Raw genomic sequence first — 20,776 nt, forward strand, 5'->3', positions numbered from 1 at the left:
CAAAAAAAATCGTAGAGTAGGATAGGTAAAAGAGAACAAATATATGGGCTAAAGAATAGATTTTTGAATTTATTTTCTATAGAGAGGTTCTATAATTTTTACCAATTATTAATTTTATTCGATTTATCTAAAATCTCTTGAATTAATTTATTAAAATGATTCTCCAAACCAGTTACTGCATCAGGATAATCGACTTCATTCTTTTTATTATAGATAGAATTTTTGTTTTTGCTTGTTGGATTCAATACGAGATAATAATAATCTCCTATGCTCGAATTCCACTTTCTTGCTTCAAAAGAAGGTCGATTAATTCGAATTTTATCATCTTTAAAGAGAATTGTAATCGAATAAGATAAGTCATATTCAATCTTTGACTTTCCTATTTGCATATAATTCATTTTTTGTTTTACAGTTAAAGCTTCTTGCTCATATCCATTTATTGTTATGCTTTCATTTTCGGCTAAACTCAATACTTTCTTTGGATCTTTGTACATACTCGATAAGGCTGACAACACAATTCTGTATAACTCATTTTTTTTGGTATTTGGTTTATCAATTACGATATAATCAGTTTTATCTTTAGATGAAACAAATCCATTTGATGTTAAAGTAAAATATTGCGCATAGCTAAATTGCGATAAACAAATAATTGTAAATAAAGTATATAAGATTTTCATATTTCATTCGTTTAAATACTAATTTAAGAAAAATGTCTCATTTTTGGAATGAATACTTAAAAATCAATGTGTTAAAGTTTATGAATATTGTTTACATAAAATATTTTTACTTCTTGTAAATAGAGGTGATTTAGCTATGTCATTCATCCTTCAAACTTCGTCAATCCATTTGTATAAATCGATTTCAGAAGAGATGTCAAAGGTTTTTCTTAATCTACTTTTTCTTGTTTGCACAGTTCTTATTGCAAGGTTGTTGTATTCTGTAATATCTTTTGTTGTAAAACCTAATTTGAGTAAAGAACAAAATTTGAATTCGTCTGGAGTCATTTCAGGATTAAAGGATATGACTTGTCCTGAATTAGCTATACACAAATTGCAAGTGTATGAAAAAAACAGAAAAAGTTGAAAGTGGTTTACCAAGAAAAGAAGTTACTAGAATTTATGGTTTAGGAAATTGATGTTTGGATGCGAAATTATAGATCAGAGATTTATTGCTCATAAGTATGATCGAAAAAGGTGATCCCTATGAAAATGCAATGGCAGAAAGGGTTAATGGAATGATTAAAATGGAGTTTAACCTGTATGAAAGCTCATTAGGTTTTGATCAGACAAAGATTAAAGTTAATAATAGTCTTAAATCATATAATGAATTGAGACCACAAGTAAGTTGTGATTATTTAACTCCAAATGCTGCGCATTTACAATCAGAAAAATTGAATAAAAGATGGAAAAACTATAATAGGAGTTTTAATTATCAAAACTCTCTTGTATAGTAAGTTTAGGATTAAGATGAATTAGTGTATATCGAAAATACTACTTTTCTGTATCCGAGTTGTATCCATCTTTCACCTTACTTCTTATTATAAAAATCAATTTGTCGTTGAATTGTTTTTTCGGTTTGAATAATGTCTAATATTAAAATTTTGATAGTTTCTTTTTTGTTCTTTTCTGTTTCATAAAAGTTGGAGTATAAGAAATTCATGAAAAATTCTGTTTTGTTCTTTAATATGTCTTTTTGTTCTTCAATATTAGACAAAGAAGTGATTTTATCATAATTTATCAAGTCTATTTTGGAAGTTGAAACTGATTTCCAAGCGCTTGTTTTAATCTGAGGAATAAACACACCTTTACATTTCATTGTGACACCCAAAATGTTAACACTTTTGTTATCAGCATAGTATTCAAGCGAATCAACATAAGAATTTTGCAATGGAATATTGTATTTTATTTCTTCCGTTGTTTCATTCAATTCACTTTTTATCGTTGAAAAAACTTGATTAATATACACTTGGTCTTTTCTATTTGTGTTCCAATTGTCAATAAACAGTGCAATCAAAATACCTACGGTTACAGGAATAATTTCTTTGATAAATTGAATTGAATAATTTTCTAATGCTTTCTTCATTAAATTTAGTTCTTGTTAATTTATATTGATGTGTTAAATCAAACAAATATCTCATATTCATCGGAATGCACCATAACTATTTTTATATTTTTTGATAAATAGTGGCGAAATTTAAAGGTTAACAATTAAGTTGATATTTTTGAGATTTGTATTAAGTTTAATTTGCTCTGTTTTGTTCCTCGAAATTCACTTTTTTGTTGTTTTCTTTCACTTTGTTATTTCCAAAATTGTATGTTAAACTAAGTTTGAAACCTCGGTAATCATTGTATTGATTAAACTCCGAACGATAATCGCCATTATACGAATACCCTTTGTTTTTAATCGTTTTGAATACATCATTTACCACAAAATTAGCTTGTAATTTTTTATCGAAAAACGAAGCTTTAATGCCTGGCGAAAATTCCAATTGATCTTGCAGTTTTATGTTGGCATACGTGAACGGAAGCGAATGCCAGAAGTTTAGCATCAAAAACCACGTTTTATTCTCATTTAATGTAATAGTGTTGTAAAAGGTATATGACATCGAATAAACTTTCAGTTTTTCCAATTCAGAAATGGTCGGTTTTGTGATTGTATAAGATGCATTTGCATTGATTGAGGTTTCCCAAATTTTGAAAAATGTGTTGTAATATCCAATATTGAATCCCGTTCTGTTTTGGTCATAACTATTTTCTATTACATTGCTGTAAATTCCGTCCGAAAAACGTGCAATATTCGATGTGTTATTTTGGCTAAATTGATTGTAAAGTCCAAATGTAAATTTTCCTTTGTACGAATAATTTAGTTCAATATTATCATTAAATGATGGTTGTAATTTAGGATTTCCTGTGTAATACATATACGGATTCGTGTACCAACGGAATGGATTTAAAGATTGAAAATTGGGACGATTTATTCTTTTGGAATAATTGATACTGAACGAATGATTTGTAGTTGGTTTGTAACTGATATAAGCTGTAGGAAATAATTTTCCGTAGTTCTTTTTCAGACTGCTGTTTTCGTCATTTGGTGTAAAACCTTCTAGCGAAGTGTATTCGTATCGTAAACCAGCTTTTGCTGACCATTTTTGATTGAAATCTTTTTGAAAGCTAACATAAGCCGCATAATTGTGTTCTTTGTAATGAAAAATATTGCTATTCGATGGGTTCAAAACAAAATCTGCTTCATCAAATTCATAGTATTCCACATTCGATTTGTTATCCAATAGTGTATATTTTGCTCCAGTTTCTATGTTCAGCCATTTGTAAGGAAGCGTAAGATCTGATTGTACCGAATAAATCGCATATTTCATTTTACTATTATTTCGAACAATAGCATTATGCTGATTCGTGTTGTTAAAAGTATTTAAATTGTTGATTTTATTAGGACTATCGTTCAAGTAATTCGCTGTAAAACTTAGTTTTTTACCAATGCTGTCCAATTTTATGTCATAATAAGTATTCAAAGTATGTGTTGGTGTTGTCCAACGTTGTTTTTGAAGGGTTACTAATGTAGAATCTATAATAGAATTTGTTTCATAATGGCTTAGTCCATCCGTCTTCATATTATAATGCTGATTGGAATAGTCGTAAATAAGACCGATGTTTTGTTTCTCATTTATTTTATAATCAAGGCTGTAGTTTAACCCAAAACCATCGGGCGTATCTTTTCTTGTTTCCGAGTTGTAGACACTGTTAGTTTTGCTTAAAAGATCTCGAGCTCCAACGGCTTTATAAGCCATATCAAATTGCCTTAATTTCAACGAAGTGCTTAATTTTTTCGATTGATAATTCACTGTAGCACCTGTTCTGAAGCCACTGTAAGAATTTTTTTGATACGAAGAATTTACACTCCCGCTCCAGCCAATATTAGGATTTTTCTTTAGAATAATATTAATAATTCCACTATTTCCTTGTGCTTCATATTTTGAAGGAGGAGTTGTAATGATTTCAATTTTCGCAATATCATCAGAACGAAGCGATTGTAGATAATTAGTAAGTTCGTTTCCTGATAAATTAAGCATTCTGTCATTCACCATAACTGAAACATTTCCTTTTCCTACAATAGAAATATTATCATTCAGTACATTCACCATTGGTGTGTTTCGTAAAGCGTCCAAAGCAGACATTCCTTGCGAAGCAATAGAATTTTCGATATTACAAACCAGACGATCAACTTTCTGTTCAATTAGTTTCTTTTTTGCTGTAACCGTTGCACCTTCTAAAGTTGTAGCATCTTGAATTTTGATAAGTCCTAAGTCTTTATCTTGCTTAATTTCTATTTCTTTCGAATAAAATTCTACGCCAAACTGTTCTATTTTAAGTAAATAATTTCCAGCATCTATTTTCATAGAGAATAATCCCATACTATCTGTATATGTTTGATTGATAAGTAAACTATCATTTTTAAAAAGAAGAATATCAGCAAATTCAAGTGCTTTATCATGTTGATTGATCACTTTTCCATTTATCGAAAATTGTTGTCCAAAAACTGATGAACAAAAGCTAAAGACAATCAAATAGCAGCTAATCAAAATAAGATTTTTCATATGTTGTATTTATTTATAACAAAGAAAAAGTATAGAAGAAAGAAAAAATTGTAAAAATCGTGCAGCTTAATGTTGCGCATAAATCCAAGCCAATTGTTCTTGTTGAATGCTTGTTTTATTTCTTAATTGATTGGGCGATTGTCCCGTAATTTCTTTAAAATCGCGGATAAAATGAGATTGATCGGTGTAATTATTTTGGTAAGCGATATGCGTAAGTTTTTCTTTTTCGAAATGGAGAATAGAATCTAGCGCTTTTCTAAATCGAACTGTTTTCAAAAAAGTTTTTGGACTTTGCCCAATTTGATTCATAAACAGGCGATACAAGGTCGATTCATTCATCGAAAGTTGTTTGGCTAAAGGACCAACTTTTAATTCATCTGTTTGTTGAATAAGGTATAAGATTTCTTTAGTTTTAACCCGTTGTGCATTTTAAATAATTTGAGTTTTTAGATTATTAATATTTCGATTAAAGTATGTTTTATTAATGTACTGAACCACAGTAAGTGCAGTAATTTTAGCTAAAATTCTGGTTTTAAACCCTTCGAAAGTCTTTGCATAATTTCGTCTAATCATAAACTGATCACATAGTTGAGAAAATAAAGTTTCAATTCTTTTTCGATACTTTTTGAATGGATAAAACTGAGGTTTATACTCTTTTTGATTGGATCTTTTCGGTGTTTCTAATCGAATATTGGCTTCATTAAATAAGTCAATTTGAATTGTTTGTGACAAATATCCTTTGTCTCCAAGTAGCAAACAATCATACATTTGAGTTTTAACATCTTTCAAAAAATGAATGTCATGAACAGATGCGGGACTGATATCAATACTCTGGAAAACACCATTTAAAGAACAAATAGCATGAAGTTTATAGCCATAAAAAGACATTTGCTGAGAAGCACAAAAACCTCTATTTGGTGCACTATACTGATGTTCTTTGCAAATTTTCGAGCGATTAATTCTTGCTATTTTACACACTTCCAACGGCATACTATCAACTATGAAACAATTTTCAAATTCATTAAATTCTTTCGCTAATTTGAGGCGAATACTATTAATTTGCTCTGATAATCTACGTTTTCTACGATTGTAAATACTACGCTCAATTTTACAACTTAACGCATTAGGAAGATTTCGAAATAAATGATTTTCACTATCAAGACCCATAAATTCAGCGGTTAAGACAAGACTGATGAGTTCTAAATCAAAAAGTTTAGGTCTTCTACGTTGATAAATTAAAAGTGTATCTGTTGATATTTTTCGTAGAACTTCCAATATTCTTTCGTAATTTGCAAGTAAGTTGTTCATTGTGAATGTTTTGTGGTTAAAACAATTTACTGATTTTCAATCAAATGAACAACTTTATTCTTTATTAATCAAAATGCACAACGGGTTAGTTTTAGTATTTAAATAATCTTGATTTAAGCTTTTCAATAATATATGTTCGAGCATAGAAATTCTTTTCAACGAATTCTTTTCCTCAAATAATTGTTCTGTAAAATCTGTTGCAAATTTTGGGAAAATCATTTCGAAAACTTCATCACTTTTAATTAATTCATCGTACGAAATATTTGTAAATAAGCGTAACGCAGCTGGATGAAAAATGATGCAAACTTCATCTAAAGAAGCATCAATGCTTACATTAAGATTAGATTCGTGAAATCCTGATAAATAACTTTTGTATGTAGCATTTCCTTTTAAGGTAAAAAGATGTTTGTTTGTTTTATTCTGTTCGAGAATGATTTTATTCTGTTTGTAAATGGCAAGACACAAATTGGTGTTAGGGAAAGTTGAATAGTCAATCTTTTCATCTTTTTTAGATTTGAAAAGGATGAAATACTGAACGATATTTTTTAATTCAGGATGATGAGGTTGTATAATTTCGGTTTTCATAAACGTACACGTAATAAAATCAATTTTAGCGAATAACACGTTGATAGCGTGTTCTATTCTATAGACGCTTTTGTTTGATGTATGTTACCTGTAAGTTCGAATTATTTTAATATTATGCTTGAGGAATTAAAAATTATATGCAAATCCTGCATTTCCATATATGTTATACATTTTGAATGAAATGGCTTCGAAATTCTTTTTGAAAACCTGTTTGTGAGCCATTGTTACATCAAAAAATAAACTGAAATGATTCTTTAATTTATATTCAGTTCCTAGTTGGCTTCCAAATTGAAAAGGACTTAAATAATCAGAAAAATCGTACAAACCTTTTGCTGTGTTTTCAAATGTTGTAGGTTCACCGATTGGACTTCCTTCTCTAAAAACACCATCGTAAATATATCCTGAAAAAGATTTATCAATCAAGGCAGAAAAGTAAAATCCGCCATATAAATTCCATTTTGTAGACGCGTTCCATACCAATAGAACCGGCATAGAGACATAAGCATTATCCATTTCGGTAATGACATGTCCTGTAAAAAAGCCTTTGGTTTGTGCTCCAGTATCGTTTTGTATTTGTGTGTAATAGTTCTTTACTTTCGCTTGTGTTTTCATTCCACGACCTTCTACGTTTAATCCGACACGAACACCTAATTCACGTTTATCGTTGAGCCACTTTGTTGCATTTATACCTATTCCTAATTGCAAAGTAGGGTTATAGCTTTCAATTTTTCGGATTTCAGCAGGCATTCCAATCGGTGAAGCTCCTCCAATGTGGGTACGTCATATCCTCGTAGACTAAATTAGTAAAAAACTAATATAGCTTTATGATGATTAAAAAGACAAAAGAAATAGCAGCTTATTTAACTTATAGTAAAAAACTACAAGTTCTAAAATATGCCAAAGAATATGGAAATAACTCTATAGCATATAAATTTTTTGGCGTGAAAAAGAGTACATTTTATAAATGGAAAAAGGCATATGATGAACATGGAGAAGAAGGTTTACTTAGAAAAAAACCAACTCCTCGTACATTTCCCAATCAAATCAAGCAAGAAATTGTAAATAAAGTATTAGAACTTCGAAAAGAACATAAATTAGGGACTTGGCGAATTAAATGGTATTTAGAACGTTATCATGATATTTTAATATCAGAATCAAGTGTTTATCGTATTCTAAAACGCAATAATGTAGGTCGATTAGACAGAAAGGCAACTAGAAGAGCTATGCATAGTATTCGATATGAAAAAGAAACACCAGGTCATCATGTACAGGTTGATGTTAAATTTCTAATTTTTCAAGATGCAAATGGCCATAAAATCAAGAGATTTCAATATACAGCAATTGATGATGCTACACGAATTAGAGCGCTTAAAATCTATGAAAAGCACAATCAATTAAGTTCAATTGATTTCATAAATTATGTTGTAGATAAATTTCCTTTCAGAATTAATACAATTCAAACAGATAACGGACATGAATTTCAATCAAAATTTCATTGGCATGTTCAAGATTTAGGAATGAGACACCGATTTATAAAAGTAGGAACGCCTCAGTTAAATGGGAAAGTTGAACGATCTCATTTAACTGATAAAAAAGAGTTTTATCAACTTTTAAGCTATACTGATGATGTTGATCTAAATCAAAAATTAGAACAATGGGAAAATTTTTATAATTTCAATAGACCACATGGATCTTTTAAAGGAAAAACTCCTTATGAAATACTAAAATTAAAACTAAAATAATTATATTTAAAGTCTACGAAGTCATGAAGTACGACAACAAATTATTGGAGAATATTCGGATCATATGACAACCAATACATACGTTTGGTACGAGAAAAATCGTAAAAATGCAGATGAGGTTCATTCGCATGACTATTTCCAATTGAATTATGTTGAAGAAGGTTACCAATATTTTTATATCGAACAAAAGATTTATTTAGTTCCTCAAAATCAAGTGATTTGGATTCCTGCAAATAAGCTACATCGTACAACTTCCGAGGCGAAAACGGTCAATCCAATGTTGATTTTATTTAAAGAAGTTTTTAAGGAAGATTTTTACAACGATATCCATGTTTTTGTTGCACCGCCGATTCTAAAGGAAATGATGTTATACGCTTCAAAATGGAATAAATTTTTGGTTGAAGAGGAGGAGCAAAAGATTTTCTTAAATTCGATGTTGTATAGTTTGCCTCATTTTTGCGATGAAAACCATAATCTAGAATTGCCAGTTCTTGTTGATAGACGTTTAATTCCTGTAAGTGAATATATTCATTCTCATTATACACAAATTTTAATCTAAATGAATTAGCAGATAAAGCGAATATGTCTGCTCGAAATTTGCAACGAATTTTCAAACAAGAAACAGGAATTACACTTCAAAAATATATGCAACTTGTCCGAATTCTAAGAAGTATTGAATTAATAGATACCAATAATTTTACATTGAGCGAAATCGCTTATAAAGTCGGTTACAAAAGTTTGTCTGCTTTTACAGCGTCTTATTTTGCTGTTACGAAAACAAAACCTAAACGAAAATAATTCGTTTTAATTTCGTTCAATTTTTACTTTCCTTAATTTAATTCTTTAACAATTAAATTGATTAATAATGTTTTAACATCTCATTCTTTTATCAGAATTAGAAGACGAAGCTCGATTTTTATCACTATTCAATAAATTAATTTAGAATAAATAAAAATAAATTAAAAAATTCGTTTACATTTGTCTTATTAATTATTAGACTAATTCTAAATAATAAAATTAAGGACAAATGAAGAGGCGCTTTTTTCTACTAAGCTTACTTACAACACTAATTCTACAGGCTCAAGAAATTAATTCGTTTCCAAAAGATTCGACGATTAATTTGGAACAAACCGTGATTTCTGGGCAATATAATGCGCAATCGGTCAAGAAATCTATTTACGAAGTAAAAGTGATTTCGCAAGAAATGATCGAGAGACAAGCAGGAAACACATTGGCAGATGTTTTAAATCAAACATTGAATATGAATATTATTCCGAGTTCTTCTACAGGAAAATCGACGGTGCAAATGTTTGGTTTGGATGCACAATATTTCAAAATTTTGGTGGACAATATTCCATTAGTTAACGACGAAGGTTTAGGGAATAATACCGATTTAACGCAGATTAACTTAGATGATATTCAACAAATAGAAATCGTAGAAGGTGCGATGGGAGTGGAATATGGAGCAAATTCTATTGCGGGAGTAATCAATATTATTACTAAAAAAGGAGGGAAGAATAAATTTGATATTTCTGCGACTTTGCAAGAGGAAACAATTGGAGATGAATACAATTGGAAAAATAAAGGAAGACATATACAATCCTTGAAAATCGGGCATAAATTTTCAGACAAAATCTACGCTAATTTAAGTTTTTCACGTAATGATTTTCAAGGATTTTTTGATGATAAAAAAGGAAAGAATTATCCTAATAATGACGGATTGAGAGGATACGAATGGTTGCCAAAAGAACAAAATGCAGCAAAGGCATTTGTTCAATATAAAAAAGACAATTATCGTTTGTTTTATAAATTCGAATATTTCAACGAAGAAACTAAGTATTACGATCCCAATCCAACTCTTGCACCGAATGCGCCAACTGCGACGGTAGATTATTTTGGAAAAGATAGAGTGTACACAACAGATCGTATTTACAATCACTTAAATGCTTCAGGACGATTTAGAAAAGCAATTAATTATGATGTTTCGTTTTCGTATCAAGAACAAAAAAGAAAATTGAAATCGTATAATTATGAAATTCTTGAAGGTGTTGAACATGATGTAAACAAATTCGAATATGAAAGTCGAAAAGTGTATTATTCGAAAGGGATGTTCAGCAATTTTATCAATAAAAATGATTATTTCGATTTTCAATTTGGTTATGAAATCGATCAAACAAAAGGTTTTGCTTCAACTTCGGCAGGAGAATTTTTCCAAAAACCTATAGAAAGAAAATTAGGAACGTATGATTTTTTTGCTTCTTCTGAAATTAATCTAAATGATAAACTTTCGTTTCGTCCAGGCGCTCGCGTGATGTTTTCGGAGCAATTTGATAAGCAGTATGTGATGAGTTTGAGTGCGAAATATCTATTTGGAAAACAATGGGAATTGCGCGCGATTGTTGGTACTTCACCACGTTTGCCAAATTATGAGGAAATGTATTCGTATTTCGTAGACGTCAATCATAATGTGCAAGGAAACGAAAATCTGAATCCAGAAAAAGGAGTTTCTGCTTTTGTTCACTTAAAAAAGAATTGGTATATCGGAGAAAATAATTCATTAGAGCAAAAAGTATCGTTGTGGAAAATTAATCTGAAAGATAAGATTGATTTGATTGTTGTCGAAGAATCTCCATTGAAATATCAATATCGTAATATTGATAATTACGATGTACAAGGTATTACGTATTTGAATCAATTCAAAGTCCATCAATTTTCGGGAGGAGTTGGTTTTACGTTGACAGGCATCAAGCAAGATATTGATGAAGCAGTTGCTGTAAATTCAGTTAAAAATAAATATTTCTATTCAACGCAAATCAATGCAAATGTTTCGTACACTTTGCCAAAAACCAATACAATTTTCTCACTTTTCTATAAATACAATGGAGCTCAAGAGCAATTTGTCTTGAAAAATAATCCGTCAAATACAAGTGAACAAATTTTAGTAAAAGGTAAACAAGAAGCTTTTAACTGGATAGATGCGTCAATAAGACAAAGTTTTTGGAACAAAAAACTTAGTTTAACAATTGGTGCAAGAAATCTTTTTGATGTAAAGTATTTGAACAGTTCATCTGGAAATGATGGTGCGCATAGCCAAGGTTCTACAAGTATTTTGTATGGATATGGACGTTCGTATTTTGCTAAACTTACCTTCAATTTAGGAATTAATTAATCAAAAAATCATGAAAAAAATATTTATATATATCCTATTGTTTAGTCTTTCTTTTTTGTGGTCATGTAATGATGAAAACAATCCAATTGGACAAGATTTTGTTGTTGCTTTTAAGGATGCAAGCATCGATTTTAGTAAGATTGATAATGAGAAAACAATAAATCTAATTTATTCTAAAGTTGCAGAACAAGATGGACAAATTCATATTAAAATAACCGAAGATAAAGCTACTTATAATGTTGATTATTCAACTTCTGTTGCAGTTACAAATCAAGAAATTATTATACCAATCAAAAAAGGTGAAACGTCAACAAGTTTTACGTTTAAGAATTTGATTTATCCATTTGATCGTTCTGATAAAACGATTCAGTTTGAAATTACAAAAATTGATTATCCATCAGCGATTATTCAAGGATATTCGTCAACAAAAATCTCTTTCGAAAATTCGATTGGAGGAACAATGGATGTGGAAATTGGCGGACCAAATGAGCAATATCAAGTTTATGTAGACTTAAGTAAAGGAACGCAAACAAAGGTAAAAAGAGATTCTTGGGATTTAGGGTTTTATAATGGAACAAATTTCCGCGTGATGTTAAATACTTCTATTTATATGGCGGTAAAAGCGTTGGACGAAACCGATTTGTCGAAAGTAACAAAAGCATCGGTTGGGAAATTAATCAACGAAGTTGCGGTAGGTACATTTACAGATTCGAACAAAGAATATGTTGACGATCCTGCTGGAGATATTTTGAAAACAGCGATTGGGGAAATTAAAGAGTCGGATAATCCAGTTTATTTACTGAATTTGGGTTACGAAGTGGGAACTTCAACGCCTGCGGTTGGTTCGGCAGCTGTTGCTGGAAATTCGCGCGGTTGGAAAAAAGTGAAATTCATCAAAAAAGACGAGCAATATGTGATGCAATATGCAGATTTGGATGATACGACTTACAAAGAAAAAGTAATTGCAAAAACGACAACGCACAATTTTGTTCACTTCAGTTTTACGACGAATGATCTTGTAAATGTTGAACCTTCAAAATTAGAATGGGATTTAAACTTTACAGTTTTTACTAATCTTATTACAGGAAATGGTTCGTATGGATATTCGGATTATGTGGTCAATAATTTGAAAGCGGGTGCAAAAGCCTATCGTGTAGATGTAACCAATGAAATTACCTACGAAAAATTTAATGAAACGATGATTGATGAAACAAAATTTTTAGACGATCAGCGTGCAATTGGTGATTCTTGGCGACAAGTTACTGCACCTCAAAAATTATTTTCGGATCGATTTTATATCATCAAAGATGCAGAAAATAATTATTACAAAATTAAAATGTTAGCTTTTCTGAATGCTTCTGGTGTGAGAGGTTATCCAAAATTTGAATATAAACTTATCAAATAAATTTATCATAAACATACTCATTATTAGTGGTTAGAATGCGTCAATCCGAGTCATACGGGTCAGAGTGTAATCTCTCGGATTGACTGTTCTAATTCTGATTAACAATTAAAAAATTATTATATCATGAAAAACAAATTTACACTTTTAGCATCAATCATTCTAACATCTGTTGTAATAAATGCTCAAACCATAAAAGGCGAAGTTACTATGGGTGCTGGTTATACAAATGATGTTTATTACGGATTGGCAGACCAATCGACGAATTCTGTAAATAGAAACGATTGGGAGATATCATTTTATCGAAAATCGAATATGTCTACAGGAATTAGAGTAAACGATGGCGCAGGGATAGAAGTTTACGAAGCGTCGAATGATGTCTCAAAATGGAATAGTATTGATGTTGCTAATTTATCTACGTGGACAGCTTTGTACAATTCGGACACAGATTGGCAAAAAGGCGCTTTCAATAATGGTTCTGCGACATATGGTTGGGGTAATTATAGTATTGCAAATCATTACGTAAATGGTTCAATCATTTTTGTATTGAAATATGCAACAGGAGAATATGTGAAATTGAAAATAGATAATTTTGCAGCTCCTTTAGGCGAATATAATTTTACGTATTCTAAATTGACAAATGGAACTTGGTCGGCTGATACAAAAGTAAATCTTGCGCATAAAACCAATCCAACAAATTTGTTCAATTATTATAGTTTATTGACTGATAAAGCAGTTACACCAGAGCCAGACCAAAGTAAATGGGATTTGAAATTTACAAAATATGTTACACCACTTACAACGAATGAGGGTGATGTTGTGATGTATACGGTAACGGGAGTTTTGCAAAGTGATTTGATCAAAGTGGCGAAAACAGAATCTGGAAATCCTACTGATGATATGGCTTATGTAGCAGATATTAATGCAGTTGGATATAATTGGAAAACCTTATCGGGTTGGTCTTATGTAGTGAATCCTACGAATCATTTTATCAAAAATACATCTACAAATCAGATTTATAAATTGGTTTTCAAAACGTTTGAAGGATCTTCTACAGGAAAAATAACATTCGATTACGAAAATGTAACAGCTAATTTAGGAACAACAGAATTAGCCAAAACGAAGTTTGATATTTATACCGCTTCTCAACCGAAAACAATTGGTTTGGTGTACAATTCGCAAGAAGCGAAATCGTCTCCATTAAATATTCAAATTTATGCGATAAATGGACAATTGGTGCATCAGGAAAGCTATCAACCAACTTCATCATTTACAAATAAAACAATACAATTAAGTAAACTTTCGGCTGGAATTTACATCGTAAAAATACAATCTGCCGATAAAGTTGAAACGAAAAAAATAGTTTTGAAATAAAGTTTTGAGTACTTTATTTGTCTCTTTGTGTGAGGTCGTCTGGAAAGACGACCTTTTTTATTAGAGTTGGATGTATATAACTTCGTAGGCATTCTTCCAAAGTAAGTCTGTTTATCCTTACCCGAGTCCTCGGTTTATTACAAACATAGTTGTTTTACTTTACCTGAGTCCTCGGTTTATTATAAACATAGTTGTTTTACCTTACCTGAGTCCTCGGTTTATTATAAACATAGTTGTTTTACTTTACCTGAGTCCTCGGTTTATTATAAACATAGTTGTTTTACCTTACCTGAGTCCTCGGTTTATTACAAACAGGTCTGTTTATCCTTACCCGAGTCCTCGGTTTATTATAAACACAGTTGTTTTATCTTACCCGAGTCCTTGGTTTATTATAAACAAGTCTGTTTTTAATTGTTTGTACATTGATAATTATAAAATCAACCTTTACTTTTTACTTTGTGGATATCTTATGATAGATACGCTACTATTTATACAAAGCATATCTATATAGAAAAAGGAAAATAATAAAAAACCCGATTAACATTTTCTATTAATCGGGTAAAATTTAGTGTGAAATATAAGATTTGGTTAGATTCTTCTTAATTCAATTCAGCAACAATTTCGCGCCATTGCTCCAATTCAGGAATACCTGGTTTTCTTTTCCCAAAGAATTGAACAATAATTTCTCCTTTATCGTTAAATACCTCAATCGCTGTTACGATACCGTCTTCAGTAGGTTTTCTAACAATCCAAGTCGAGGCAATTTTTGACATATCCAAGTGCATATTAAAATCTGGATCCAAAATATTGAACCAGTTTTCGTGCCACATCGTACGTTTAATTTCACCTGTATGAATCTGAATATTTCCTTTGTTTCCTGTGAAAACCATGATTGGTGTTTGCAATTCGGCAGATTTTTCTAAGAATTGAACAATTGCTTCATTTGAAATTTGTTTTGCATGATAATCTGTTGGAGCCAAACGCAATGCTTGTGTACGTGTAACGCCGAATTTGCGCAACATCATAAAGAAATTATGCGTGTCTTTCAACTCAACCCAAGCTTGTTGAAAACCTTCAACATCAATTTCGTTATCAGGCTTTTCTGTAACTTTATTTTCGATGATTTCTGTTGTAGGAATTGTTTGTTGGTCTTCGTTTTTGTATTTCTCAACCAATGCATCAAACGCTTCTACATTACTTTGCGGAACTAAATATATTTTGTGAATTGCTTCGCCATCTTTTCCGAAAAATTGTAAACTTTTGCGTTCTCCATGTTCAGATTTCTCTACAACTGCAAAAGCGGTTTTCCAGTGATTCAAGAAAATTCGCATATCAATATCTTCCCCAACAAAAAGTTGTGCGTGAGGTGAAGAAAAATCAGGATTTAGGTAAATACCTTTGCGTTCGTGTACACATTCGTTGTTGCGCGTCAAAGCCATCACTTTTCCAAGTGATTCTATTTCTTGTAAAATCGCAGCAAATTCAGGTTTTAATTTTGTGACATTATCGCCTAATTGTGTTGCTAAAAGTTCCATTTCGCTAACGCTAAGTTCTTTCGCTGCGTTACGTATTCTAATTTTAGGTTGATTTGCTTTCAAATCTTTCCATTGTTGTTTTAAATCTGTAAGTGTGTTCATTGTAATTGTTTTTTTACCGAATAAAATAAGTGGTTTTTGGTCGATTGGATTTTTACAAATGGTACAAGGAAATCTATAAATTTTGGAAATGATTTCTGGTTGGAAAACCTTTTCTGGACTATCTTGATAAACAATTTTTCCTTTGTTCATTAAGATCACTTCATCAGCAAATTGAGAAGCCAAATTAAGGTCGTGCATTACCAAAATTACTAGGTTTCCTTTTTGTTTAAAATCATTTAGAATTTCTAACAAATTAAATTGATGAGAAACGTCCAAATTATTCAAAGGTTCGTCTAATAATAGTAGTTTTTGATTGACTTCATTTTCCAATTGCACAAAAACGCGCGCCAAATGTACACGCTGTTTTTCGCCACCAGAAAGATGAATGTAATCCCTGTCTTTTAAATGATTGATATCGGTTTTGGTCATCCAATAATCAACTGAATTGATGTCTTGTTGTTGAGGTGAATTTTGGAAATATGGATAACGTCCCATCAATACAACTTCCTTCACTGTAAGCGGAATATCAGTTGGTTGATGTTGCGAAAACTTTGCTTTATGTTGCGGTAAATCTTCTTTTTTCCAATTTTTTAAGGCAATATCTTTTAGTCGAATTAGGTTAGCATTTGGTTCAATTTCATTTGCGATATAGCTTAGTAAAGATGACTTTCCTGCACCATTAGGTCCAACGATTGCAATCATTTTTCCTGCTTTTGCATCAAACGAAATCGTATCTAAAATCTTGAATGATTTGTGTTGATAATTAATATTTTCTACCGCTAACATTACAACGATTTTTTATAATTCATTAAAATTGAAATAAAAACTGGCGCGCCCATTAACGAAGTTAAAATACCGATTGGAATTTCGGATGGAGCAACCAATGTTCGACTGATTGTATCTGCAACAATGACTAAAATTGCACCTAAAAATGCAGATAAAGGAAGAATGATAACATAATTCGATTTGAAGATTAAACGTAAAATATACGGAACGATTAATCCTACAAATCCGATTGTTCCTGTAAAAGAAACAATTGTACCAACCAATAAAGCTGAAAAAACGATGATTTGTTTTTTTGTTTTCTCGACATTAATTCCCAAATGTTCAGCATCTTTTTCGCCCAACATCATCGCGTTTAATATTTTTCCTTTTCCAATTAAAAAGTAAAAACTGATGCTAATAACAATTCCTAAAATTAAGATTTTGTCCCAGTTAGCACTTGCAATGCTACCTAATGTCCAAAATGTTAGATTGCGTAATTCTTCTTCTGTAGATAGATATGTTAAAAGTCCTGTTGCAGAACCGCAAAGCGCAGAAATTGCAACACCAGCCAATAACAAAATGGTGATATTTGTTTTTTGATGATGCGAAGAAATTTTATACACAAAAACTGTGGAACACATAGCGCCGACAAATGCCATCAAACTAAGCAATGAGTAATGGATAATTTCTGGAACAAAATCTTTGATATATCCTCCCAAAACAATCGTAATTGCAGCAAATAAAATACTTCCTGATGTAATCCCAATCAAGTCTGGAGATGCCAATGGATTTTTGAAAATACCTTGTAGACAAGTTCCTGCAACTGCCAAACCAGCACCTACCAAAATAGACATAATAATACGTGGTAATCGTAAATCGAAAAGCACATAATAATCGCTGTCGTTGATAGCAGTTCTATTGGTAATCGCTTTATTGATGATGGATAGGATGGATTCGTTAAATTGATAAACACCCAAGAATAATGCAAGAATTGCAAGACCAAAGATGCTTAAACTTAACAAAGAAAGATGTATTCTGATTTGCGGATACATATTGTTTTAGACTTTTTTATTTTTGAAGTAATTGATTTAATTGCGCTGCTGCTTGCCCGACACGTGGTCCAAATCCAGAAACCAATTGACCATCCATCGCGATGATTTTTTTGTTTTTTCCTGCATTTGTAGAAGCTACACCTTCTAATTTTAATACGCCGTCAACGCCACCAATACTTTCTAAGCCTTTGTCAAACATCAAAATATAATCAGGATTTGATTTTACAACTGCTTCTGGTGTTAATGGTTTGAAATCTTCAAATTCTGTAATGGCATTTTGTCCACCAGCAATTCCAATAATTTTTTCCATTGGTGTGTTTGTTCCAGCAACCATCAAATTTCCTGCTCCACGAGCGTAAATGAACAATACTTTTGGTTTTGTAGCCAAAGGTTTTACAGCTTTTAAATCTGTATCAATTTTAGTAGTAATAGCATCAAAATCTTGTTTATTTAGAGAAGTTGCAACCGTTTTTACTAACTCTTTCGTTCCTTCAACTGAATAATCTTGTTTTACAATTTCAGTCTGAATTCCAGCATTTTTTAGTTGTGCAATTTGTTCTGGATTCAAGTCTTTATCCGTTGCATATACTTTTGTTGGTTTCAAAGCCAATAAAGCCTCGATTGACAAAGAACGAGTATGTCCCAAATCTGTCGCTTTTTCCTTTACAGAAGTAGGGTAAGTACTTGTTACATCAACACCAACAAGGTTATTTTCTTCTCCTAAATCAGCTAAAATTTCAGTAATCGCTCCATTTAAAGAAACAATTTTTTCTTTCGAAATAGTATTCTCTGTTTTTACTTCTTCAGTCGATTCATTTTTTGCTTCTTTATTCGTGCAGCTTGCTAATAGCGCTAAGATTGCAGTAGAAATAAATAGTTTTTTCATTATTATTTGTATTAAGTCTAAATTAAAATACAAATATTAGGAAAAAGATTTAGTTAGGCAATATTTATTTAGAATAATTTAAAATAAATATTGTGATTATAGATAACTGATTAATTGATAATGATTTTATTTGAAGGTTTGTTGCTAACAAAAAAAAGAATGTGATGTTGAAACGAGTTCAACATGGCGATGATTTGTTTTAAATAAATGAATATTTCCTCTCTTGAAAGGTGATAAGTGGAGCGTAAACAATAATTATTAAAGTACCTAAACTTTTAAAATTCCTCTAAAACAACGAGCTGCATAATAAGATTGTGCGCCGTTGTGATAAATAAAAACAGTTCCGTAACGATAATCGCCAAATATAGCACCGCCTAATTCTCTAATTTTTTCAGGTGTTTTTAACCAACTTGAGGTTTTTTGATCGACAATTTCTACAGCTTGCAAGAAACGATATTCTTCTTCGGTCAATAATTCAATTTTCATGCTTTTTGCAACATCTATCGCATTATTTTTTGGTTGATGTTCTTTGCGAGACGTCTGTCCTTCGTAATCATACGCCAAACTTCTACGCTCTTTCGGACTTTCTGCCGAACAATCTACAATATAATACTCGTCTGTTTTATCCTCATAAAAAATAACATCAGGTTCACCACCAGTGATTTCCATTTGATGCAAAGACCAAATTTTTTCAGGTTGATTAATGATTTTCTCTTCAATTTTTAGCCAATCCAAATCTTGATGTCTGTGCATATTTTTCTCAAAACGCTCTTTCAAAATTTGAATGCAGTTATTTTGTTCTGACGGAGTTAGTTCTTTTTGAGGCATTTATTTATTTTTTGATTTTTCTTGTAATATTTGAATGGCACCACTAGCCGAATTAAGAGATAATTGAACGTAAATATTATCTCCTTTCGCACTTCTAATGGCATAAACTCTTACAGGTTCGTTCCAATAATCAATAGAACCTTCTTCGCCTAAAGTTTTATCATTATTGTTAAGATAGTCAGTTTGTTCATTTGTCAACTTTCCATTAAAAATTAAAACACCACCAAGTTTTTTTATATTATCATCAAAGTTTTGAGTAATTTCTTCAACAGACCAATCTTTTGTATCATTATCTTTTTTGCTTAAAAATGCTTTAAAAGTTTTACCAGTTAATTTGACAAAATCATTTTTCTTACCAATAGGGAAATAGATTTCACCAGTTTCATTTTCTAATGGAGAGTTAGTAAATTTCACATTTTCAGGAATTCCAATATGTGAAAATTCTCCAAATTCACTGAAGTTTACATTAGAAACTGGAATGTTTTCTATATTAAATGAATCAGAATTATGATCTGTTTCATTTTTGACTTGTTTATTCGTATTTGTAATTTCTTCTTTTTTTGAACATGAAAAAATAGAACATAAACTTATTGTAAGAATAAATGTTAGAGTTTTGGTAGCTTTCATTTTAAGTGATTTTATTATTATCAAATATATTCAAAAAACAGATGATTTTGGTAATTCATTTATCAAGAATAGGTTAATGAAAAATGATTAATCTGAAAATTATATATATCATCTTCCAAATTGTATAATCTTTTGAAATGAAGTTGTACGAAATTTGTAACATAAGATTTTGTAAATTTAAGTGGATTAAATCGCTCAATTTCGAAGAATATATTATGGAAAATACAAGTAAATTATTTATAAAAAATATGGTTTGTCATCGCTGTAAAGTAGTGGTTGGACGAATTTTGAAGATGAATAACATCGAAACAAATCATATCGAATTGGGAGAAGTTGAATTGAAAAATCCGATTGATGCTGATCAATTAGAATTGGTTCGAAATGAATTGGAAGAAGTTGGTTTTGAATTAATCGATGATAAACGCAGTAAGTTGATTGAACAAATCAAAACATTGATTATTCAATTGGTTCATCAAGAAAATAACGAACTGAAAGTCAATTTATCTGATTATTTGAGCGAACAAACGAAGTTAGATTATAAATATATTTCGAATCTTTTTTCGGAAATGGAAGGGCAAACAATTGAGAAATATTTTATTCAACAAAAGATAGAAAAAGTCAAAGAATTAATGATTTATGATGAATTATCGTTGAGTGAAATAGCATTTCAATTGAATTATTCGAGTGTAGCACATCTTAGTGCACAATTCAAAAAAGTAACTGGTTTAACGCCTTCTGTTTTTAAACAATTGAGCAAACATACGCGTCGACCAATTGATAAAATCTAAATTA

21 protein-coding genes and 1 pseudogene are annotated in these 20,776 nt (G+C 30.8%); 8 read left to right on the forward strand and 14 right to left on the reverse strand.

What is annotated here, in order from left to right; translation table 11 throughout:
• Positions 1 to 98: 98 nt before the first annotated feature.
• Both ACTS9J_RS05225 and ACTS9J_RS05230 read right to left on the reverse strand, forming a co-directional pair.
• Positions 99 to 677, reverse strand: a complete 579-nt coding sequence (locus ACTS9J_RS05225; RefSeq protein WP_219034531.1) for a hypothetical protein — start codon at positions 675 to 677, stop codon at positions 99 to 101.
• A gap of 150 nt (positions 678 to 827) precedes the next feature.
• Complete coding sequence (locus ACTS9J_RS05230) at positions 828 to 1,049, reverse strand: helix-turn-helix transcriptional regulator (RefSeq protein ID WP_291071346.1); 222 nt, start codon at positions 1,047 to 1,049, stop codon at positions 828 to 830.
• A gap of 131 nt (positions 1,050 to 1,180) precedes the next feature.
• On the opposite strand from ACTS9J_RS05230, the gene ACTS9J_RS05235 reads away from it, so the two are divergent.
• On the forward strand, positions 1,181 to 1,450 hold the full coding sequence (locus ACTS9J_RS05235; protein WP_257468126.1) for an integrase core domain-containing protein: 270 nt from the start codon (positions 1,181 to 1,183) through the stop codon (positions 1,448 to 1,450).
• A 77-nt stretch (positions 1,451 to 1,527) separates the two neighbouring features.
• Here ACTS9J_RS05235 and ACTS9J_RS05240 read toward each other — a convergent pair whose 3' ends face one another.
• The 6 genes from ACTS9J_RS05240 to ACTS9J_RS05265 form a co-directional block, all read right to left on the reverse strand.
• Positions 1,528 to 2,082: a hypothetical protein gene (locus ACTS9J_RS05240; protein ID WP_219034422.1), complete on the reverse strand. Its 555-nt coding sequence runs from the start codon at positions 2,080 to 2,082 to the stop codon at positions 1,528 to 1,530.
• A gap of 157 nt (positions 2,083 to 2,239) precedes the next feature.
• The gene (locus ACTS9J_RS05245) at positions 2,240 to 4,609 is read right to left on the reverse strand and encodes a TonB-dependent receptor domain-containing protein (RefSeq protein WP_448352971.1); all 2,370 of its coding nucleotides are present in this window, start codon (positions 4,607 to 4,609) and stop codon (positions 2,240 to 2,242) included.
• A 66-nt stretch (positions 4,610 to 4,675) separates the two neighbouring features.
• Positions 4,676 to 5,011 (reverse strand): helix-turn-helix domain-containing protein, encoded by a 336-nt coding sequence (locus ACTS9J_RS05250; RefSeq protein WP_416410978.1) that lies wholly within the window; start codon positions 5,009 to 5,011, stop codon positions 4,676 to 4,678.
• 27 nt (positions 5,012 to 5,038) lie between these two features.
• Entirely contained in the window at positions 5,039 to 5,917 is an 879-nt protein-coding gene (locus ACTS9J_RS05255; protein ID WP_448352972.1) for an IS982 family transposase, read from the reverse strand.
• 54 nt (positions 5,918 to 5,971) lie between these two features.
• Entirely contained in the window at positions 5,972 to 6,502 is a 531-nt protein-coding gene (locus ACTS9J_RS05260) for a DUF6597 domain-containing transcriptional factor (RefSeq protein ID WP_416410976.1), read from the reverse strand.
• A 126-nt stretch (positions 6,503 to 6,628) separates the two neighbouring features.
• Positions 6,629 to 7,273: a porin family protein gene (locus ACTS9J_RS05265; RefSeq protein ID WP_286495437.1), complete on the reverse strand. Its 645-nt coding sequence runs from the start codon at positions 7,271 to 7,273 to the stop codon at positions 6,629 to 6,631.
• A 56-nt stretch (positions 7,274 to 7,329) separates the two neighbouring features.
• Here ACTS9J_RS05265 and ACTS9J_RS05270 point away from each other — a divergent pair, with 56 nt between their 5' ends.
• The 6 genes from ACTS9J_RS05270 to ACTS9J_RS05295 all read left to right on the forward strand — a co-directional run bounded on the left by ACTS9J_RS05270 (position 7,330) and on the right by ACTS9J_RS05295 (position 14,189).
• The gene (locus ACTS9J_RS05270; RefSeq protein ID WP_280046477.1) at positions 7,330 to 8,244 is read left to right on the forward strand and encodes an IS481 family transposase; all 915 of its coding nucleotides are present in this window, start codon (positions 7,330 to 7,332) and stop codon (positions 8,242 to 8,244) included.
• Between the two features lie 64 nt (positions 8,245 to 8,308).
• Complete coding sequence (locus tag ACTS9J_RS05275; RefSeq protein ID WP_286496084.1) at positions 8,309 to 8,803, forward strand: AraC family ligand binding domain-containing protein; 495 nt, start codon at positions 8,309 to 8,311, stop codon at positions 8,801 to 8,803.
• A 23-nt stretch (positions 8,804 to 8,826) separates the two neighbouring features.
• Positions 8,827 to 9,042 (forward strand): helix-turn-helix domain-containing protein, encoded by a 216-nt coding sequence (locus ACTS9J_RS05280; protein ID WP_286496083.1) that lies wholly within the window; start codon positions 8,827 to 8,829, stop codon positions 9,040 to 9,042.
• Positions 9,043 to 9,271: 229 nt separating this feature from the next.
• Complete coding sequence (locus ACTS9J_RS05285; protein ID WP_219034425.1) at positions 9,272 to 11,413, forward strand: TonB-dependent receptor plug domain-containing protein; 2,142 nt, start codon at positions 9,272 to 9,274, stop codon at positions 11,411 to 11,413.
• A 10-nt stretch (positions 11,414 to 11,423) separates the two neighbouring features.
• Positions 11,424 to 12,818, forward strand: coding sequence for an HmuY family protein (locus tag ACTS9J_RS05290; RefSeq protein ID WP_312351381.1), 1,395 nt, complete (start codon positions 11,424 to 11,426; stop codon positions 12,816 to 12,818).
• A 123-nt stretch (positions 12,819 to 12,941) separates the two neighbouring features.
• On the forward strand, positions 12,942 to 14,189 hold the full coding sequence (locus ACTS9J_RS05295) for a T9SS type A sorting domain-containing protein (RefSeq protein ID WP_286496081.1): 1,248 nt from the start codon (positions 12,942 to 12,944) through the stop codon (positions 14,187 to 14,189).
• 599 nt (positions 14,190 to 14,788) lie between these two features.
• Here the strand turns inward: ACTS9J_RS05295 and ACTS9J_RS05300 are convergent.
• The 6 genes and pseudogenes from ACTS9J_RS05300 to ACTS9J_RS05325 all read right to left on the reverse strand — a co-directional run bounded on the left by ACTS9J_RS05300 (position 14,789) and on the right by ACTS9J_RS05325 (position 19,984).
• Positions 14,789 to 15,826 (reverse strand): hemin-degrading factor, encoded by a 1,038-nt coding sequence (locus tag ACTS9J_RS05300; protein WP_291047502.1) that lies wholly within the window; start codon positions 15,824 to 15,826, stop codon positions 14,789 to 14,791.
• 81 nt (positions 15,827 to 15,907) lie between these two features.
• Positions 15,908 to 16,612 (reverse strand): annotated as a pseudogene (locus ACTS9J_RS05305) (heme ABC transporter ATP-binding protein); the annotation flags it as partial.
• Positions 16,612 to 17,643 carry a FecCD family ABC transporter permease gene (locus ACTS9J_RS05310; RefSeq protein ID WP_219034428.1) on the reverse strand — a complete coding sequence of 344 codons (1,032 nt, stop codon included), beginning with the start codon at positions 17,641 to 17,643 and terminating at the stop codon, positions 16,612 to 16,614. The gene ACTS9J_RS05310 and the pseudogene ACTS9J_RS05305, both read right to left, overlap by 1 nt.
• A 16-nt stretch (positions 17,644 to 17,659) precedes the next feature.
• Positions 17,660 to 18,529, reverse strand: a complete 870-nt coding sequence (locus ACTS9J_RS05315) for a heme/hemin ABC transporter substrate-binding protein (RefSeq protein ID WP_219034429.1) — start codon at positions 18,527 to 18,529, stop codon at positions 17,660 to 17,662.
• Between the two features lie 267 nt (positions 18,530 to 18,796).
• Positions 18,797 to 19,357 carry a DUF4256 domain-containing protein gene (locus ACTS9J_RS05320; protein WP_219034430.1) on the reverse strand — a complete coding sequence of 187 codons (561 nt, stop codon included), beginning with the start codon at positions 19,355 to 19,357 and terminating at the stop codon, positions 18,797 to 18,799.
• Positions 19,358 to 19,984 (reverse strand): hypothetical protein, encoded by a 627-nt coding sequence (locus ACTS9J_RS05325; RefSeq protein ID WP_448352973.1) that lies wholly within the window; start codon positions 19,982 to 19,984, stop codon positions 19,358 to 19,360.
• A gap of 215 nt (positions 19,985 to 20,199) precedes the next feature.
• Between ACTS9J_RS05325 and ACTS9J_RS05330 the strand changes: the two genes are divergently transcribed.
• Positions 20,200 to 20,772 carry a helix-turn-helix domain-containing protein gene (locus ACTS9J_RS05330; protein ID WP_180906139.1) on the forward strand — a complete coding sequence of 191 codons (573 nt, stop codon included), beginning with the start codon at positions 20,200 to 20,202 and terminating at the stop codon, positions 20,770 to 20,772.
• Positions 20,773 to 20,776: the final 4 nt, after the last annotated feature.

The organism is Empedobacter sp. ULE_I140 (genome assembly GCF_053482575.1).

Coding starts and splice junctions, on each gene's coding strand:
- ACTS9J_RS05225 (WP_219034531.1), bottom strand. CDS start 677: ATGAAAATCTTATATACTTTATTTACAATTATTTGTTTATCGCAATTT.
- ACTS9J_RS05235 (WP_257468126.1), top strand. CDS start 1,181: ATGATCGAAAAAGGTGATCCCTATGAAAATGCAATGGCAGAAAGGGTT.
- ACTS9J_RS05240 (WP_219034422.1), bottom strand. CDS start 2,082: ATGAAGAAAGCATTAGAAAATTATTCAATTCAATTTATCAAAGAAATT.
- ACTS9J_RS05245 (WP_448352971.1), bottom strand. CDS start 4,609: ATGAAAAATCTTATTTTGATTAGCTGCTATTTGATTGTCTTTAGCTTT.
- ACTS9J_RS05255 (WP_448352972.1), bottom strand. CDS start 5,917: ATGAACAACTTACTTGCAAATTACGAAAGAATATTGGAAGTTCTACGA.
- ACTS9J_RS05260 (WP_416410976.1), bottom strand. CDS start 6,502: ATGAAAACCGAAATTATACAACCTCATCATCCTGAATTAAAAAATATC.
- ACTS9J_RS05270 (WP_280046477.1), top strand. CDS start 7,330: ATGATTAAAAAGACAAAAGAAATAGCAGCTTATTTAACTTATAGTAAA.
- ACTS9J_RS05275 (WP_286496084.1), top strand. CDS start 8,309: ATGACAACCAATACATACGTTTGGTACGAGAAAAATCGTAAAAATGCA.
- ACTS9J_RS05280 (WP_286496083.1), top strand. CDS start 8,827: ATGTCTGCTCGAAATTTGCAACGAATTTTCAAACAAGAAACAGGAATT.
- ACTS9J_RS05285 (WP_219034425.1), top strand. CDS start 9,272: ATGAAGAGGCGCTTTTTTCTACTAAGCTTACTTACAACACTAATTCTA.
- ACTS9J_RS05290 (WP_312351381.1), top strand. CDS start 11,424: ATGAAAAAAATATTTATATATATCCTATTGTTTAGTCTTTCTTTTTTG.
- ACTS9J_RS05295 (WP_286496081.1), top strand. CDS start 12,942: ATGAAAAACAAATTTACACTTTTAGCATCAATCATTCTAACATCTGTT.
- ACTS9J_RS05300 (WP_291047502.1), bottom strand. CDS start 15,826: ATGAACACACTTACAGATTTAAAACAACAATGGAAAGATTTGAAAGCA.
- ACTS9J_RS05310 (WP_219034428.1), bottom strand. CDS start 17,643: ATGTATCCGCAAATCAGAATACATCTTTCTTTGTTAAGTTTAAGCATC.
- ACTS9J_RS05315 (WP_219034429.1), bottom strand. CDS start 18,529: ATGAAAAAACTATTTATTTCTACTGCAATCTTAGCGCTATTAGCAAGC.
- ACTS9J_RS05320 (WP_219034430.1), bottom strand. CDS start 19,357: ATGCCTCAAAAAGAACTAACTCCGTCAGAACAAAATAACTGCATTCAA.
- ACTS9J_RS05325 (WP_448352973.1), bottom strand. CDS start 19,984: ATGAAAGCTACCAAAACTCTAACATTTATTCTTACAATAAGTTTATGT.
- ACTS9J_RS05330 (WP_180906139.1), top strand. CDS start 20,200: ATGGAAAATACAAGTAAATTATTTATAAAAAATATGGTTTGTCATCGC.